Raw genomic sequence first — 18,376 nt, forward strand, 5'->3', positions numbered from 1 at the left:
ATATTTAAAATAGCAGTTGCTTAAAATTTTTAGTGCGTGTTTTTAGTGCTTGATGTATGTTGCGTATGTATAAATGTTTTATTCGCACCTTTAATTTTTAATAAAGACAACAGCATCATAAACATACCTTTAGGCAAATTAGCCAGCGCATTTAAGGTTTTTAAATTGTAAAATGATTTTGGAACCGAAAAAACAAAAGACAACACACAAGCTATCAATAAACTAATCCAGTAATTTGAGTATGAAACTTCATTATTTATAAAGTAGTTTGCTACCACAAAACCAACACTAAATAGTATAACAGCACCTAATAATAATATTCTGGGTGGTTGAATAAATTGGATGGCTTTATCAAAATAATCTACATTGCCTTTAAGTACTAAATGTTTAAAAGCGTTTAAAATGTCTTTTTTGAAATAATGAATTTGTGCAGACAACCATCTACGACGTTGATTACCAAATACTTCAGATTTTTGAATTTTTTCATCGTAAACAATAGCATCATCTAGATACACTATTTTACGACCTTCTTTAAGCATTTTTAACTCAATTTCTTTATCAAAACCACCAACAGCTGTAACGGTTGCCATAAGGGTTTTAAAATAATTATATCTAAAAGCCATTCCTGAACCTATAATAGCAGATGAAAGCCCCAAAACACGATGCCCTTTTCTAAATATATTATTATTTATTTCTTCACTAATCGCATCAAGAATTGCCCAAGAATTGTTTGTGTTTTTTGCAGTACGATGCCCTTGTACCGCAATAAAATCATGCTCGAAAGCAGCATTAATTTTCTTTAAAAAATCGGGAGCCATCACATTATCTGCATCTAAAACCACCGCAATATCATACGCATTTTCAAGTGCAGCCATTGCTTTGTTTAAAGCCTTTGATTTGGTGCTTTTTTCAAAACTTACCTCAATTAATTTTATTGGTAATGCTTTTAAAGTATTTAAGGTTTCTTGTTTAAATGAATCTGCTATAATAACAACATCATATAAATTTGAAGGATACTCTTGCTTTAAAGCTGCATTTGCTACTTCTACAATAACCTCATCTTCCTTATAGCCAGGAATAAGCACCGCCATTTTTTTTATATTTCCATTATCTGAATACTTTTTTTGTTTGTAAAAAAGACTCGCTATTGAAAATATTAAAATGTATAAAGTTGCTAAACCTAAAAGGCTTAGTATTACAATTTGTAGGATGTTAAATAGTAGCATGATTAAAAGGATTTGGGGTTGGGCTTCGTTATAATTCTTATTTTAACTTTCTTATTTTGTCTCTTATCTTTAATCCATATTTTCTTAAAAAAGGTAAATGTTTACCGCTTTTTAGATTGTACATGAAGGATTCCGATTCAAAAATCATTTCAAAATTTGCAGTACACAAAACTGGTTTTTTTGATAGTCTGTTAATTTCAATAGCTTGATTTAATTCACTTTCAATAAACAATACATACGGTTTAGCCATGTAAGCTTTCGCTTTATGGTCGCCATGATTATTAGCACGCTGTCTTGCTTCCATATTGGGCAAATCGAGCATAACCAAATCGTTATATTTAATATTATTGGCCGCTAACCAAGTTTCGGTTTCTTTACGATACTTTTCTAAACGAGACGTTACAATAGTGCCTATTTTACTTCCAGGAATAAATAATGGTGGTGCATTTAAAATGAAATCGATGTACTTTTCGCCATCATCATTTTGTTCTGGCAATGGGTCTGCACATAAAACACCATCAATATCAAAACATGCTTTTTCAAGCGTGGTATGGTTAAGGATGTTCCATTGAAAATAGCGTGGTAATGGTACATTTTCAAAATAATAATCAACCATTTTTTCTTTACCAGGAATAACATAAATGGCACAATATTTAATATCGAACTTATCTTCAAGGTGTTTTAAACTTTCTTTTACTTCTATCATAGCAGAACCCGAAGCAATACTATCGTCAACAACTAGTACTTTTTTATGTTCACCTGAATCAAAAAACTGACTCCTAGCACCCGATTTGTATATGTGTCCGTTTAAAAATGAGTGAATATCGGTATAAGGCTTATTAAGGTATAATGCCAATAAATTCGCAGGAAGCATTCCACTTCGTGGAACACCAACTATGAGATCGAAATCACGAGGAATGATACTTAATCTTTGAAGTATGACATTGTTTAAATCTTTTATATTTCTGTAATTCATAGTGTTAAGGTTTAAGGTTTTGGGGTTATAACTATTTGTTCACTATACTTTTTATGCCTTAATTAATTCTGGCGTTTCTTCTATATTGGGGTTTTCAAAAATTTCTGGATTCGACATAATTGCCATAGATGCATATATTAATAAGGCTGTAGGCATACCGCCTAATATGGCATTACCATATGAAGCCAACATAACTCCTGCCATTCCTGAAATTAGGGCACTCATTTTAAATTTTGTTATAGGATCTCGAATTTTAAACATCACTTTATAAGATGCTTTCCCTATAACATAAAACAAAATAAATAAATGAAATGTTAAACCAATAATTCCTAATTCTGCCCATATTAAAACGTACCAACTATCTGTAGCAACATTAGATAGAAATGCATTGGGTAAAAAACGCTGTGCCTTATCTCCTGCATGTCCAATACCACCTCCAAAAGGTCTAGAGGCAAGATATCCTTTAAGTATTTGTTGGTTGGCTTTTCTAACCATTAAGGAGGGTTCATTGGGGTCAAAAGCGCTTCGCATTCTTCTTATTTGATCATTCCCATTAGCAATCAACGTGAACTTAAAAAATATAAAAATTAAGGCAAGAAATATAACACCTGTGCTAAGTACTCTAACATTTTTTCTTAGAATAAAAAATGTCATAAAACCTGCTAATGGTACAGCTATAGATCCTCTGGTGCCCGATATCATCATTCCATAAATACCCAATATACTAACGGTAAGAAAGAAAATTTTAGTAAACCCTTTTTTTGCCATAGAGTATATAAAAAACACAACTCCTGCATATCCTTGATTTCCACCAAATTGTCCTGCATCACTAAAAAATGAAAACACCCTGAGTTTACCAAATAATATATGTGTTTCTGCCCCACCATTATCCAACCAAGCTTGTTCTGCATAATCAACTCCAAAAATCATCTGCACCGTTCCTTTCAATGTTGCAAGTATAGAGAACACGCCCCAAACATATAGAAATGTATCTAATTTTTGGTTCGTATTGATAAGCATAAACGTAAGAATGATAAAGAAGAAAAAATAAAAACCTATACCTCTACCGGCAATCCATGGTTCTATCATTCTTGCTTCAGGATTTACGATTTGAAATATGCAATATCCCAACCAAATACCTGCTAAAATTGTTATATCCTTATTAGCTGGAGACCAATCGACCCTTTCTTTAAATCTAGAAAAAATGATCGCTAAAAAAGTTATAACCATAATACCATCTATACCAAAGCCTAGTGGTAAACCTTGAATATAGCGTGCCATACCAAGTAGTACAAAATTAAGACCAATTGCAGTATAAAAGCCAATAACGGGGTTTTTGAATAAAAGATATAAATAGACTGCCCCAAATAAAAGTGCAAACAATATACCTGCTCCTGCCACTTCTAATTTTTTAAGCATTAATGCGATAACTACTAATCCTATAAGCAATAATATAATAGCCTTAGGCTTTGCAATGCCTGCAGAACCAGATATCTTATCAAAAGGGTTTATATTATTATCGTTTGTATTCAATTGGTTTTTTATTGATTTTTATAAGATTCAGTAAAACGCTTGTTAGTTACTTTATTAATAATGTTCGAATAGAAATTTATTCCGCTAGAAAAAATTTCTTTGTAAGACAAGGTTAATTCTTTATTTAAAAAGTACATGCCCATCCATATGCCAATTAATGTGAACAGTATAGATGCAACGGCTACAAGAATTAAAGATTTGAATATAAAAATGGCTATAATATCGCCTATAATATTGGCAGCAACCATAACAAACACTTTTACGGCGTTAATATTTGGTTTATTTATACTATCAAGCCCAATACCCGTCATTCTATCAATTGGTAATAAAAGACCGTAAATAGAAAATACTCGAACAATATCAACAGCGTTAAAACCTGTAATGGGATCTACTTTTAAATATTGTTCACCAGACAGAATCAACACTAAAAATTCAGCAAAAACAAAAGTGAATAAACTCATCGCTACAAATAAATAAGTAAGTGCTCCAGAATAAGTGTAAAATAAGTCTCTAACCTCACTAATTTTTCCTTGAACACTTGCTTTAGACATTTTTGGAAATGCCGTAGCAACAAAACTTCGCAATGGGATTTGTTGTAATTCGGTAAGTTTTAAAGGAATACTGTAAAGTGCCACAGCAGCATTTCCTAAAGGGCTTAAACTAATAATTAAAGTATCTGCACTTCTTAATAAATTAGTACCTATAAGTGTAAAAGTGGTATATTTCCCAAAATCCAGTAGTGTTTTATTGGTTACTGCACTTGCTTTGGTGATGTGTTTTGTACCGTCCCATCCTAAAACTATAGTTATTAACGATGTAAACGCATTTATAACAATTAAAGCAATAACCAACTGATTTAAAGTTAATTCCATAAAAAGGAAATTAATTAAAACCACTAAAAAAAACAGGCCGCTGTTAATGGATTTTACAATTAATATTTTTCCGTATTTTCTATCTGCCTGTAAAACTACAAGCGCATTGTTCCAAGGAAGATTTAAAAACGCCAATAATGGATACCATTTAAAGAATAAATGATAACCAGAATTACTAATAGCATCATTAAAAAAAGTGTTGCAACACACTAAAATAATGGCTATTACAACAGTAGCACCTAAACCTATTAAAGCGTTAGATCCTATTAGTTTTGTTCTGGAATCTTCATCTGCGCCCGATAGAAACCGAATTAAACCCGTATTGGTAATACCAAAGCGAAACATTTCAACAAAAGAACCTCCTGTTATAAATAATACCCATTCACCAAAAACGTTTAAAGATAAACTTCTAGCTAAAAAAGCAAAACCACCAATGCCTAAAATAGCAATAACGACATTGCCTGTTAAGGACAGGAAATTATCTTCGCGTATTATTTTTTTAAACGTTTTCATTGATTGCTTTTATATTTGGTTTTTAGATAAAAATTGAAACCTGAACATTGCTTTTATTTTTTTTCTGAATTTGGTGCGCTTTTTTGGTAGCTCACCTAAAACAGATTCAATTTCATTTATATTAACTCCATTCACAACAATGTTGATTTTAGAAGCCGAAGTATTTAATAAATTACTCATGGCAGTCTTATCAGATTCAGACCAAACTCTGTTAGAGCGGCATACAAGAATTCCTAAATCTGATTGGGTAATTAACTCAGTAGGGTAATTGTGATAAATTAAAGCAGGTAATTCTATAATTACAAAATCTGGCTCATTACTTAATGAAATATTGTTTTTATGAATAATATCAGAATAGCTTTTAGCATTATAAAACGTATTGTCTAACTTATAATTAGCATATTCTGTGCTATCTAAATATGTGGATGCATGTGCTAAAAAAGGATTATTAAAATCTATTCGCGGATCTGAATACCCTAAAATTTTATTTATAATTGGTAGTTTAGCTTGCTGTTTTAATGGTTCTTGTACACCATCATAATTAAGTAGCAATAAATTTTTACCTTCTTGTTTTAATGTTTTGGCAATATTTCCAGCTATTACTGATTTACCTTCCATTTTTTGAGTACTAAATACCACAATGGTCTTAACCTTTTTTTCTGAAACCTGATTACCAAAAAACAGCAGAATATTTTGAGTAATTATCTCAATTAATCTATTTTGGATGAAAGGTAAATTGATACTTCCTGGGTCTAATATCATTTTAGGTATCATACCTAAAGATGGTAATCCTATTTTTTTACTGGCTCTGGTAGAATTTCTTAAGGTATCATCAAAATACTCCATTACAAAAATAATAGCCAATGTTAAAATACCTCCTAAAAATGCTGCTGCAATTATTAATATGCTACGTTTTGTTGGGTTTGGAGATAACGGATAAAAAGGCATATCAATAGCTTTTAAATTTGATGACATTTCATTGTCTTGTAATTTAAGCTTCGCTAAATTTAGTCCATGTAGAATTTCTAAATACCCTTGTTCTGATACCGAAATTTCTCTCTCAATCCTTTTTATTGTGGCTCCAGCTGGAGCATATTTTGCATATTTTTCTTGAAAATCATTATTTTGACCACCCATTATTTCAATTGTAGCTTTTAGATTTTCAGATTCAATTACATTATTCATCCAATCTGGAAGCACTTTAGAAACTGGCATTCCATCTATTGTATTTTGATAAGTGTACAATTCATCAACACCTATTTTTATGTCTTTATTTAGACTTTCTGATCGATTTTTTAATTCTGCTATTTTAGAAAAAGACGCTTCGTTATTGTTTGATTCTATTTCTGCTTGCGTTAATGCTATTTTAAAATTTAAATCGCCTAATTCCTTCTTTTTATCAAGAATATTGTTACTCTTTTCTTGAATTATATCTTGTATTTTTAATTTTTCTTCTAATCGTTTTGTTGCAGCTTCAAGACCTGCTAAGTCAGCCTTTTTTTTCTTAAAATTAACCTCCATATCTTCTTTTACAACGGCGACGGCCTTACTTTGTTCGTAGTAATTTATAATATTGGAGCTTTTATTAAATTCAAGAAGTTTGTCTTCTGCTTCTTTTAAATTTTCTCTAGCTTTTTCCAGTTCACCTTGAAAATATTTAACAACAGCGTCCGATCGGTTTTCTTTTACATATTTATAATTATTTATGCAAACTCGGTTGTAAATAGCAAGTGTTTGCTGGCAAATACCGGGATCATTCGATGTATATGTTAATTTTATTAAATCGCTACTTGAAATTCTAATCGCATTTATTTTTGAAATAGCTTTTAGGGAATAATGTTTATCATCGTCATAATTAAGTAATTCATAAACAAAATTATCGCTACTACTTTTCATTAAAGCAGTTAAATTTTGTACAGTTTTCTCGTAGTCATTTCTATTTATTTCTTTAGGAAATAATGTGTTTTCATAATCATTTAATTCTACAGGAGCAACATCTGCACTGTTACCAGTTTCTACATAATTATATAAATCTTTCGGAATTTTCTTTTTAAATTCATCAAAGTAAGGTTTCGAAATGTATTTAGGGTTTGCCTCTTTCAACATTAAATGTTGTGCTAATAACCTAATGGCCACTTCCTCTTGAGTCTCTCTTGAAAGAATAATATTAATTAAATTATCAAAGGCAGTATTTGTTGCTTGATAGTTAAAAGTTTTATCCATTTCAATGGATGAACCCGTAGCTAGCCCAGTATATAAAATAGTTTGGGAAGAATACTCAAATGAAGGATTCATTGTAAGTAGTATAACCATGGACGCCAATAAAATTGGCACCATTATTAATAGCATCAAATGCTTTAAAACAAGTCTTACAAAATCAATTATTGTCATTTCCTTTAATTTGAATGGTTTAAATCAAACACAAATCCAGCTAAGTCTTCTAACAGTTGTTTGGCGGTAATAAATTCAGATTTAGCCAATTCATAATCTGCCTCCATATTAGAAGCCATTCCAGTTATCCTAACATACTCTGAAATTGCTACAACACCGTTTCTAAATTCTTTTTCAACCATTTCCATATTCACTCTACCATCACCTAGGCTTTTCGATTTTATTCGAAGTATTTTTTGTTTTAAAAGTAAATCCTGATACATTCTTATAACCGTTTGTCTTATTTCCTCTTCTTGAAAATCTGCCATACTCCTAGCCTCATCAAGTTCCAATCTAGCTAGTTTAACTTGGTGTTTTCTATTCAAATAATCAAATACCGGAAACTTTAAATAAAGTCCAACACTGTAGTTAAGCTGTTCAGTTGTTACTAAAGCAGAAGAGCTAATGGCACCGTCACTATCGGTCGAAAAACTATTAATGTTTCCATATTTTGATTCCGCTTGTATTCCAAAATTTTTAGTCCAATAGATGCGTTCAGATTTTAGGGTAGATTCCATAACCCCTATATGATGCTTTCTAAAGTTAAGCATGCCACTACGTTTCAACACAGAATCTATAACAGTTTTAAGTGGCGGAAAGTTAAATTCATCACCATTCAATCTACCAGAATTGAGTTCTTCTGTTTGCGCTTGAGCATTGTTAAAAAACACAACAATGAAACTAATAATTGATATTATTTTAAAAAATTTAGTCATACTTTTTGGGGCATATAAACTTTAAAATTAAACAGAACCTTTTTGAAGAAGCGCCGGAATGGTTCTTAAAATGAGTTTAATATCGTACCAAAACGAGAAATTATCTCCTTTAAAATGCTCTGCATATTCACTATCTAGTCGCATTCTTTCTTCTTCAGACATTTTTCCGCCTTTACCTCGTAGCTCCACTTGCCATAAACCTGTGATTCCTGGAGGTGCTAAAAAACGTTTTGATAAGGCATCGGCTGTAAGCATTTCGGCCTCATACACTGGCAACGGTCTGTTGCCAACAATGGACATATCGCCTTTAATCACATTTATTAACTGCGGTAATTCATCAATACTTGTGTTTCTTATAAATTTCCCAACTTTGGTAACTCTTGGATCATCCACAATTTTTACAAATGTTGAATTGTTTTTCGCAGCTTCTATTTTTTGAACATTAAACCAATAATCGCATATTTGGTGCGTATCTATGTACATTAATGGCGAGCAAGTTTCACCTTCTGGCAACTTACTACATCTTGGACAAGGAATACCTAACGGATTATCTTGAGTTTTTGTTTCCTCTTTTTTGTACTGATTTTTTTCTAAAGCTAATTTTTTTAGAAGTTCATCCGATCCCGTACGCATGGATCTTAACTTGTAAAAATCGAACGTTTTTCTTCCTACACGTTTAGATATGTAATACACTTTTCCTTTAGATTCTAAACGGATGGCAAGAATGATAAGCAATAAAAAAGGAGATGCGACTAGAAGTACTGAAGATGCAACGGCTATATCAAAAAAACGTTTTGATATAGGCATTTTATAAACTTCTTCATTTAATACTGGTTCTTTTTTAGTACTTGTTGGTAATTTATAGTTACAAAGAAATTCTATTCTACTTATAATATCTTTTGCATTTGTTACAGAAGCTACATAAAAATCGTCAATATGTTTTTTGAAGGCTTGCTTATAAACTTCTACATTAAATTCTTTAGATAACAATACAAACGGAATCACATCAAATTCATGATGTGTTCTTAACCAATCATAAAAAAATATGCCATTATTACCCGGTAAATTATAATCGCATATAATAGCATCGGGCTTTGGGTTCGATTTTAAATAATTGGTTGCTTTAGCACTATTTTGAATTGGTGTGATTGACCAATTTTTTTTATCCTCTTCTATGTTAAAGTAATCTTCTGTACTACCAATATATAAGATGTTAAGATTTGGGCTCATAATTAACTTTTATTAGGTGTATTTTGAATAATTACCATTCAATGGCATAGTGAATGGGGTTTAGGTTTTTCTTTACCAATTCATCAAGTTCTTCGGGGTTAAATGGTTTTGTAAGATAGTCTTGTGCACCAAGCCTATAGCACTTAATGCGCTCTTTACTTTCTGAATGACCAGATAGCATAATAAAAGGTGTGTGTTTGGTAAAACCTCTTTGGCGTAGTTTGGTTAAAAACTCAAACCCGTCCATATTAGACATTTGGATATCACTAATAATTAAATCGGGAATATTATCTTCAAGCCATTTTAAGGCTTCTAAGGCGTCGTGAATTGAAACAACCTCATAGTTTTTGGAAAGGAAATTCTCTAGTAAAAGACAAATACTTATTTCGTCATCTACAACTAATATTTTTTTCTTCATTTTTTTAATTTTTAGATATTACAAAAATATTTTATAGGGAATATTGCTTTATAAGACAATAAACCCATGGTTATTCTGAAAATGTGAGAGAAAAACAGAATAATTTTTTATTAAATATACTCTAGCAATTTACATTGTAACAGCTTCAATTATCTGAAGCTTTTGTATTCATTATCTTCTATTTGATTTTTAATTATTCTTTATCAATATGTACCTTAGATTACCTGTTTAGTTCATTATTATTAAGATAAACACCTGATTATCATTATTTAAAATATATCTAACGGTAAAAGTTTGTATCTAGTTTTTTGATTTAAAACCTGTAACCTCTTTACTATTTAGGGCTATTTAAGAATTGTATACTCGTTAGGGTTCCAAATAATAACATGGTTATAAATCCGTCTCTTAAAGCCATAAGTTTTGTAATGCCTTTAATTAAGCCATGGACATATTTTCGTTAAAAAATGTTCGTTTAAATAAGAACCAACAAAACCATTGCAGTAAGTATTAAAGTTTTCTTACTGCCCTAAATAAAATAAGCTTTATACAAGCACTCCTTTATTTTCGTTGGTATTAACTCCTATACAGTAATATTCAAAACCTTCTTTTTTCATTTCTTCTCTATCATAAATATTTCGACCATCAAAAATGGTTGGTTTATTTAATAATTTAGTCATGATTTTAAAGCTCGGGATTTTAAACTCTGGCCATTCTGTAAGTATAGCCAAACAATCTGCATCAATTAAAGCTTCATATTGATCTTCAAAATAAGATATAGTATCTCCAAAATGGTGTTTAGCCTCAGGGATTGCAACAGGATCGTAAGCCTTAACAACGGCGCCAGCTTCCAGTAAGTTGTTAATAATACTTAAGGACGGAGCTTCACGCATATCATCTGTTTGAGGTTTAAATGAAAGCCCCCAAACACCAATGGTTTTGCCTTTTAAATCGCCATCAAAATAATTATTGATTTTGTTGAATAACACTAATTTTTGTAGTTTGTTAACTGCCTCAACAGCTTGAAGCACCTTTAAATCGTAATTATTTTCGCTAGCTGTTCTTATTAAAGCTTGAACATCTTTAGGAAAGCATGAACCACCATAACCAATTCCTGGGTATATAAATTTGGTACCAATTCTAGAATCAGATCCTATGCCCTTTCTTACTTTGTTAATATCGGCTCCAACAATTTCGCATAAGTTTGCGATGTCGTTTATAAAACTAATTTTTGTAGCCAACATAGCATTAGCTGCATATTTTGTCATTTCAGCAGAAACAATATCCATAAAAATAACGGGGTGCCCGTTTAATGTGAAAGGTTTGTATAAACTTTTCATTAAATCTTCGGCTCTTTGGCTATCTAGCCCTACAACAATTCTATCTGGTTTTAAAAAGTCGTTAATAGCAGCTCCTTCCTTTAAAAATTCAGGATTTGAAGCTACATCAAATTCTATATTAGCATTTCGTTTGTCTAATTCTTCTTGAACCGCCTGCTTCACTTTTTTTGATGTTCCTACAGGCACCGTACTTTTAGTTACAATAAGCATATAATCGTTCATGTGCTTACCACAATCTCTTGCCACGGCAACAACGTATTTAAGGTCTGCACTACCATCTTCATCTGGCGGTGTTCCTACAGAAATAAACAATACTTCGGCATCTTTTAAAGCTTCCTTAATATTGGTTGTAAAACTTAATCGACCTTTATCCATATTCCTGGTAATCATATTTTCTAAACCAGGCTCATAGATAGGAATAATTCCATTGTTAAGGTTATCAATTTTCTTCTTATCAATATCAACACAGGTGACATTAATACCCACTTCGGAAAAACATGCGCCCGTAACTAGGCCTACATATCCACTTCCAACAATTACGATTTTCATTCTTTATAGATTTTAGGGGTTAATTTGCATCTAAATTTTTAAAAAAAACTAACTGATTTTAAACAACTAATTCCAAATTGGTTAAGATTTATCATGTTTTGTCAAGCCAATTTTTTAAAAGAATTTATTTTTCAAATGTAACATTTTTTTTCTATAATATCGATGTAATACAAAAAAAATCAGTTAATATGTATATTTTTTTGAAATTATTAAAGAATTTAATTACAATCTTTTGAAATAATAGATTTTTAGAAGTTTAGTTTTACTATAATAAATTAAGACGCTTCATTAATTCAGGTCTATTTGAGCGACTTACCGGAACTATATCTTTTTTAACAAGCACACTATTATCTTTAATATCAATAATTTTTTTAATATTGATTATATAGGAACGATGCACTTTTAAAAATAGACTCTCTGGTAATTTATCTTCAATTTTTTTTAGTGTAGAATGAACTGTGTAATTTTTTTCTTCGGTTTTAACTAAAATATAATCGCCTTTGGCCTCCACCAAACAGATACTTGGAATATCAATTTTTATTAATCTTCTATCAATATTTATATACAAATCATTTCCTGATGCAGAAACATCTTTATCATCTGTAATAGTGTCTGGAACATTTTTAATATCTATTTTTTCAGCTTTTTGAATTGCTTTTTCAAAACGTGGCAATGAAATGGGTTTCACTAAATAATCTATAATACAATCGTACTCATAGGCTTCAATGGCTAACTTAGAATCTGAAGTTATTAGAATAATTTTTGGAGGATTTTTTAAAGTTTGAATAAAATCGAAACCATTAAAATCTGGCATGTGAATGTCTAAGAAGATTAAATCGACATCGTTTTGGTTTAAAAATTTTATAGCCTGAATTGCATTGGGAAATTCTTCAAGAACTTGAAGTCCTTTTATAGTTGAACACAATTGAAAAATTATAGCTCTGGCTGTAGCCTCATCATCAATAATAATACAATTCATATATACTAATTATACTGTAGATAAATAATTAGTTATGTTATTTAATATAGATTCGAATTCTTCACTAAGGTCTGTATTACCTTCCAATAAATTATTTTCAAATACAACTGCAACAGCATAACTTTTTTCAAGCCCTAAAATACTAATTTTATGTTTAAGTTTGTGCACATTTTCTGAAGCTAGTTTAAAATTGTTCGATTTTAAATTTTGGTAGTATACTTCTTTTTCTGCTGGGAACTCTAATTTAATAATTGATAGCAGTTTATCTTCAAATGATTTTTCACCATTAGAGAATTGTTTTATATAATTTAAGTTTGGTTTTTCCATCGTTATTTTTTTATTGTAAAATAAAATACAGTTCCTTTTCCAATTTCAGATTCTAACCAAATTTTTCCTTCAAAGGCTGATACAATTTTTTTTGCAATAGACAATCCTATCCCTGTAGCATTGGAGTTGTTTTCTAGTTTTTGAAATGGTTTGAATATTTTATCAAAATAAGCTTTTTCAATACCTATACCATTATCTTTTACATAAAATTTCCAATGAGTTGGTTGTTCTAAAAATCCAATTTCTAGTAAACCCTGTTCTTTATTATTGTATTTAATTGCATTATCTATTAAGTTTTGAAACAATTGTTTAACCCTAAATTTATCGCCCTTTATTATTGGCAGACTGGAAGGGAGATTAACTTTGATGTGCTCGGGTATTTTAACAGAAATTAATATGTCATTAATAATTTCATTTAAATCTAAATCGTATGTTGTAGTTTGGTTTTTATTGATTGTTGAATAATTTAAAATGCCACTAATTAAATTATCCATTTTTTCAACATTACCTCTTATTAAATTTAAACTTTCAGACACATTGCCTTTTTGGTTTCCTGCAGCGTCTTCTTTTAACCAAGCAGATAAGGCATCTATAGTTCGTAGTGGTGATTTTAAGTCGTGAGATACTAAATAGGCATAATCGCTCAATTCTTCGTTTTGCGTTTCCAATTCAATCATAAGCTGTTCTCTTTGCTTATTCATCTCGATGAGTTCTTCTGTTTGTTTATCAATAAATTCTGATAATTTAACACCATCTAAATCTTTTGGACTTATTTTTTTACTTCCAGATTCATCTTGAACTCTTATACTTTCTATTAATTTATTTAATTTGTCTATTAGGTTTCTTTGTACAAGTGTTTCTTGCCTTAATTTTTCATTAGATTCAGATAACTCATCTGAATTAACAGAGATTGCTCTCTGTTGCATTTTATATTGTTCATCAAAATTATCGTAAGCTCTATTAACGGCATCAATAAATGCCATCAAATCTTTCTCTGAGTTTGTTCCATTGCTCAAATATTTACTAATTTGATGTTTTAATAATGAGTTCATTATTCACTTATTAGGGTTACTGCCATGGTTTGATTATGTAACTGACACATATTTTCTTCATGATATGGTGCAATTTCTCCATATGAATAAAATCCACACATGGTAATTCCGTTTGGCAAAACTTTTTTAGCTTCTTCAACTTCTTCTATAGTGCGTTGGTCTAATATAAGTTTTCTGCCTATACAACTTACTAATAAAGCAAGTTGTGGTTTACTAACCATTTGATCTAAAGCTTGTTTGGTTGCTGTTTCTGATGCTCTTACTAAACTATCTACATTGGTCATCATGAGTTGTGCTTTTGAATTTAGAGGTATATCACCTGCAAGTATCATAGCATTGTACTCATCATTAATATTTAAGATGGTTCTTATTTTGGATTGTTCTTCTTTTTCAGATTTAATTTGGAGTGGATAATATAAAGCCACTCCTGGCAATTCTGATGATTTATCGCCTAAATAGCGTTTGTACAAATCTAAAGCTGGTTTGTTATCTAGCTCATACAAAAAATTTGATTTAGATTTTGTTACAATACGTTCTGGACCAAATGCTGTCCATCCGCCATCTACAGATGATGTCACCTCAAAAGAATCACCATAAAATCCTATAGCAACTATTTCTCCATCTTTAGGGTTTTCGTTGTATGAAACTAATGTTCTTTCAAACCTGTTATCATCTGCGCTTAAACCTCCTGTAATTAACACATTACTATCAACAGTATCATTCATTCCATTTGCCAACTCACTACCATTAACAAAACTACCGTTTGATAAAACTAAAATATATTTTAAATCCTTTCCTTTTAATTTCTTAACTAGATTAGATCCTGCTTTAAAGCTATCTAAATTTGTATCAGAAAGATTTATTTTTTCTACTTTGAATGTACTACGCTCAAATTCAATTGCTGTAATAGAGATGCAATTGTTCTCTACGGAATTACCTATTACGTTTCCTCCTGTTGAAGCAAATACAATATGTCCTTTAGGAAATATTTTTTTTATATCTTTATAGATGTTTACATCTTCTAAAAAAAATCGATCTCCAAAAACCAAAACTAAGGGAGCATTTAATTTTTTTTCAGGAGTTAAATACTTCCAATCTTTATCTTTAAATTTTATTAATTGTACCGTGTTCATCCATCTATTTTTTTAAGGTGAAAAAAAATGTTGTTCCTATACCTGGCTCACTTTCTAGCCAAATTTTTCCTTGATGTAATTCAACTATTTTTTGAACTATGGATAAGCCAATACCCGATGAATCTTTACTTTTTTTAAGTGAATGAAATACTTTAAATATTTTATCGTGGAACTGCTTTTCTATTCCCATACCGTTATCATGCACTGAGAATTGATAATATTCACCTTGATCTTCTGCCGCAATATTTATGATGCCTTTTTCTTTATCGATAAACTTAACAGAATTGCTTATCAAATTTTGGAACAACTGCTGCAACTTTGTTTTATGGCCAAAAATGATAGGTAGTGTACTAGCAATTTCTACGGAAATATGCTCTGGTATATATAATACTTTAACTAAATCAATAAGTAAATCGTTTGTATGAATTTCAATTTTTTCGCCATCATCTGAACCTACACTAGAATAATCTAAAATATCGGTTATTAATTGATCCATTTTTTCTAAAGTCTTTTCAATCAAATCAATAGTTTGAATGCTTACGCCATCCAATTTGCTCGCATTATCTTCTTTAAGCCAACTAAATAAGGCATTAATACTGCGTAAAGGTGATTTTAAATCGTGCGACACAATATGGGCATATTCTTGTAAATCGTTATTGCTTTTTTCTAATTCCTTTAAAAGACTTTCTTTTTGAATTTCAAGGTTTTTAAATTCTGTAATATCTAAATTTACACCAATGGAGCCAATAATTTTTCCTTCCAAATCATAATTTGGCGCGCCACTAATAAGCCAATGTCTTAATTCTCCTTTTTTATTATTTATTCTTAATTCATACGAATCTGTTCTGCCTTTTTTACGATTTTTAGCTTGCTCCGCCATAAGTTCCCTATCATCATTAATAGGTAGCAATTCTTTACCCTTTACACCAATAAGTTCTTTTTCAGAATAACCCGTCATGGCAGCAAAACTTTTATTTACCATCAAAATTTTGTCGTCAAGATCTAGTTCTAAAAGTCCTAAATTTATGTTAGAAATAATATTATAATATTTCTGTTTTTCGGCTTTTAAAGTTCTTTCATAAGATATGTTGGTTGTAATATCTTTAAACGTCCATAAAAACCCTTTAGATTGTTGATCTATAACAATTGGCATATAGTTTCTTTCTAAAACTTTTCCATCAATCATTTCTAGTTCATCGGCTAGAACCGTTTGCTTTTTATGCTCTATTTCCCTCATTCTAGATAAAAAAGCATCTGGGTTTTTAAATAAAACGCTGTTTTGCTCTGAGGCCTCTTTACAATCCATTCCAATCAATTCTGTTGGAGACGCATCAATATTAAAAAGCTCGGTAAATTTTTTATTCGTAAGTATAATTTTTCGATTTTCGTCTTCAAGAACCACACCACTATCTAGATTAAGAATTAAGGTAGCTAATCTATTTTCAGACTCTATTAGCTTTTCTTCCGCTTCTTTATTTTTGGTAATATCTCTTATAATGCCCTGTGCTGCTACAGCAATTCCATTATCGTAGATAATACTGGCATTTATATGAATTAGTTTTTCAATATTATCATTGGTTGTGATTTTTATTTCAAAATTGGTTAATACCCCATCATTTAATAATTCCTTAAAAGAATTTGCCACTCTTTCATAATCATTAGGGCTAACCATTTTCATTAGGTTAAAATCTACCTTATCGTTTTCAAAACCAAACAATCTTAACGCAGCATCGTTCATTTTTAAAATATTACCAAATAAATCCATAATTAAATAGGCGTCAACTATATTTTCAAAAACGCCTTGTAATTGAGAGTCTTTTTTGGTAAGCAGCATTTCGAGTTCTGAATACGATTTTTCAAGCCTTTGATTTGTTTCGTATAATTGAGCCGCTTTTTGCTCTAGAATGGATTCTGCCTGCTTTCTAGCCGCTTTTTCGCGGTCAAGTGCCCGTTGCAATATGTCAATTTTTTCTTGACTCATTAATTTTTGGTAATTATAAACTTAACTTCTGTTCCGTCTTTTTTTAGTTTTTCAAGTAGAATAGTTGCGGTAGCATTAAAGTGTTCAAAGGTTTTATTCATTAAACCAAGTCCGAAATGATGCATCGCCCTACTTGATTTATAAATTAAAGTTATTGAATTTTTACTTTTCTCAACTACTTCAAAGGTTGGCAATTCTGCGTCTGGATAAATTTTTCTAACCTCAACATGAATATGATTCTCTATGGAAGACAGCATTTCTATAGGGTCTGTATAAGTTACAAATAGCCCTGGATAGCTTTTTTTTAAAACACTAAAAAAATGTTCGGCGTAAACTAATAATAAATCATCTATTGAAATTCCTGTATTTTCACTTAAGTGTTGAAGCAATTGAAGCATTTCTGAAAATTCATACGTTCCTACTGCCGTATAAGCACCATTTGATTCTAGATTTGATTGATTGATAATTTTATCAACCATTTCCAAACCAAATTTAGCTTCAACTAAATCTAAAAACTCAGTAAAAACAATACCTTTCATTATATTTTTTTTAGTTCATTTATGCTCCAGTATGCTAAAAGTTTTTCAATTTTAGAAACATACTCTTCATATTTAAGTGGTTTCAATACATAACCCGCTATGCCAATTTTATAACATTCTAATAAATCTTTTTGATTACTAGATGTTGTTAAAATAATAGTAGGTATATATTTTAAAACCTCATCTTTTTTAAGGATACTTAAAAATTCAATGCCATTTATTTTTGGCATGTTTAAATCTAATAAAATAATGTCAGGTAAGTCTTCTTTTTTTTCTAAAATTTTTAAAGCATCTTCTCCATTGTTTGCTTCAATAATTTTATGATTGAGTTTAAGTGACGAAACTGTTCTGTTTAGTTTCATTATTTCAATCATATCATCTTCAATAAGTAGTATCTTAAGAATATTTGTCATTATTTAGAAATTTAAGTCATTTCCAAATATAATTTTAATTACTCAAAATTACTTTTTCATTTCGCTAGTAAGGCATTAAGTATCGATGAATGGTAGAAAAGTATAGACGAATGGCATTATATACTTAATGAACACAAATTCTTTTGCGAAAG

16 protein-coding genes are annotated in these 18,376 nt (G+C 30.4%); all 16 read right to left on the reverse strand.

All coding sequences use genetic code 11. The features are described from left to right. Positions 1 to 29 precede the first annotated feature (29 nt). The 16 genes from EV196_RS05995 to EV196_RS06070 all read right to left on the reverse strand — a co-directional run bounded on the left by EV196_RS05995 (position 30) and on the right by EV196_RS06070 (position 18,224). On the reverse strand, positions 30 to 1,226 hold the full coding sequence (locus EV196_RS05995; protein ID WP_207902821.1) for a glycosyltransferase: 1,197 nt from the start codon (positions 1,224 to 1,226) through the stop codon (positions 30 to 32). Positions 1,227 to 1,263: 37 nt separating this feature from the next. Continuing rightward, complete coding sequence (locus EV196_RS06000; RefSeq protein ID WP_132216113.1) at positions 1,264 to 2,202, reverse strand: phosphoribosyltransferase family protein; 939 nt, start codon at positions 2,200 to 2,202, stop codon at positions 1,264 to 1,266. Between the two features lie 51 nt (positions 2,203 to 2,253). After that, positions 2,254 to 3,735, reverse strand: coding sequence for an O-antigen ligase family protein (locus EV196_RS06005; RefSeq protein WP_132216116.1), 1,482 nt, complete (start codon positions 3,733 to 3,735; stop codon positions 2,254 to 2,256). Between the two features lie 8 nt (positions 3,736 to 3,743). Next, positions 3,744 to 5,120: a lipopolysaccharide biosynthesis protein gene (locus tag EV196_RS06010; protein ID WP_132216119.1), complete on the reverse strand. Its 1,377-nt coding sequence runs from the start codon at positions 5,118 to 5,120 to the stop codon at positions 3,744 to 3,746. A 9-nt stretch (positions 5,121 to 5,129) separates the two neighbouring features. After that, entirely contained in the window at positions 5,130 to 7,511 is a 2,382-nt protein-coding gene (locus EV196_RS06015) for an exopolysaccharide transport family protein (RefSeq protein WP_132216122.1), read from the reverse strand. Positions 7,512 to 7,516: 5 nt separating this feature from the next. Continuing rightward, positions 7,517 to 8,266, reverse strand: coding sequence for a TolC family protein (locus EV196_RS06020; protein ID WP_132216125.1), 750 nt, complete (start codon positions 8,264 to 8,266; stop codon positions 7,517 to 7,519). Positions 8,267 to 8,293: 27 nt separating this feature from the next. After that, complete coding sequence (locus tag EV196_RS20280; RefSeq protein ID WP_132216128.1) at positions 8,294 to 9,496, reverse strand: sugar transferase; 1,203 nt, start codon at positions 9,494 to 9,496, stop codon at positions 8,294 to 8,296. A gap of 31 nt (positions 9,497 to 9,527) precedes the next feature. Beyond that, positions 9,528 to 9,914 (reverse strand): response regulator, encoded by a 387-nt coding sequence (locus tag EV196_RS06030; protein WP_132216131.1) that lies wholly within the window; start codon positions 9,912 to 9,914, stop codon positions 9,528 to 9,530. Between the two features lie 542 nt (positions 9,915 to 10,456). Further along, entirely contained in the window at positions 10,457 to 11,800 is a 1,344-nt protein-coding gene (locus EV196_RS06035; protein ID WP_132216134.1) for a UDP-glucose dehydrogenase family protein, read from the reverse strand. Positions 11,801 to 12,065: 265 nt separating this feature from the next. Then, positions 12,066 to 12,779, reverse strand: coding sequence for a LytR/AlgR family response regulator transcription factor (locus tag EV196_RS06040; RefSeq protein WP_132216137.1), 714 nt, complete (start codon positions 12,777 to 12,779; stop codon positions 12,066 to 12,068). 9 nt (positions 12,780 to 12,788) lie between these two features. Continuing rightward, positions 12,789 to 13,106 (reverse strand): Hpt domain-containing protein, encoded by a 318-nt coding sequence (locus EV196_RS06045; RefSeq protein WP_132216140.1) that lies wholly within the window; start codon positions 13,104 to 13,106, stop codon positions 12,789 to 12,791. A 2-nt stretch (positions 13,107 to 13,108) separates the two neighbouring features. Beyond that, the gene (locus tag EV196_RS06050) at positions 13,109 to 14,158 is read right to left on the reverse strand and encodes a sensor histidine kinase (protein WP_132216143.1); all 1,050 of its coding nucleotides are present in this window, start codon (positions 14,156 to 14,158) and stop codon (positions 13,109 to 13,111) included. Next, complete coding sequence (locus EV196_RS06055) at positions 14,158 to 15,291, reverse strand: FIST signal transduction protein (RefSeq protein WP_132216145.1); 1,134 nt, start codon at positions 15,289 to 15,291, stop codon at positions 14,158 to 14,160. Before EV196_RS06055 ends, EV196_RS06050 begins: the two co-directional genes overlap by 1 nt. A 4-nt stretch (positions 15,292 to 15,295) precedes the next feature. Further along, positions 15,296 to 17,272 (reverse strand): PAS domain S-box protein, encoded by a 1,977-nt coding sequence (locus EV196_RS06060; RefSeq protein ID WP_132216148.1) that lies wholly within the window; start codon positions 17,270 to 17,272, stop codon positions 15,296 to 15,298. Next, positions 17,272 to 17,811 (reverse strand): heme NO-binding domain-containing protein, encoded by a 540-nt coding sequence (locus tag EV196_RS06065; protein ID WP_132216151.1) that lies wholly within the window; start codon positions 17,809 to 17,811, stop codon positions 17,272 to 17,274. Before EV196_RS06065 ends, EV196_RS06060 begins: the two co-directional genes overlap by 1 nt. Beyond that, positions 17,811 to 18,224 (reverse strand): response regulator, encoded by a 414-nt coding sequence (locus tag EV196_RS06070; RefSeq protein ID WP_132216154.1) that lies wholly within the window; start codon positions 18,222 to 18,224, stop codon positions 17,811 to 17,813. Before EV196_RS06070 ends, EV196_RS06065 begins: the two co-directional genes overlap by 1 nt. Positions 18,225 to 18,376: the final 152 nt, after the last annotated feature.

It is taken from the genome of Mariniflexile fucanivorans (assembly GCF_004341235.1).
In the GTDB taxonomy this organism is placed as follows: domain Bacteria; phylum Bacteroidota; class Bacteroidia; order Flavobacteriales; family Flavobacteriaceae; genus Mariniflexile; species Mariniflexile fucanivorans.